Source organism: Chryseobacterium phosphatilyticum (assembly GCF_002899825.2).
Lineage (GTDB): Bacteria > Bacteroidota > Bacteroidia > Flavobacteriales > Weeksellaceae > Chryseobacterium > Chryseobacterium phosphatilyticum.
In genome coordinates this window covers 1-440 of the sequence record NZ_PPED02000120.1, presented here as the reverse complement: position 1 = coordinate 440, position 440 = coordinate 1, and the positions used below count along the sequence as shown (strand labels likewise).

Here is a 440-nt window from a genome sequence, read left to right as displayed (position 1 = left end):
GACTACTAGGGTATCTAATCCTGTTTGCTACCCACACTTTCGAGCCTCAGCGTCAGTTGGTGCCCAGTAGGCCGCCTTCGCCACTGGTGTTCCTCCCGATATCTACGCATTCCACCGCTACACCGGGAATTCCGCCTACCTCTGCACTACTCAAGAAAAACAGTTTTGAAAGCAGTTTATGGGTTGAGCCCATAGATTTCACTTCCAACTTGTCTTCCCGCCTGCGCTCCCTTTACACCCAGTAATTCCGGACAACGCTTGTGACCTACGTTTTACCGCGGCTGCTGGCACGTAGTTAGCCGTCACTTCCTTGTTGAGTACCGTCATTATCTTCCTCAACAACAGGAGTTTACAATCCGAAGACCTTCTTCCTCCACGCGGCGTCGCTGCATCAGGGTTTCCCCCATTGTGCAATATTCCCCACTGCTGCCACCCGTAGG

General features: G+C 52.5%; 1 rRNA gene. It reads right to left on the bottom strand.

Going from position 1 to position 440, the window contains the following annotated elements:
• Positions 1-440, bottom strand: a 16S ribosomal RNA gene (locus tag C1631_RS23765); the annotation flags it as partial.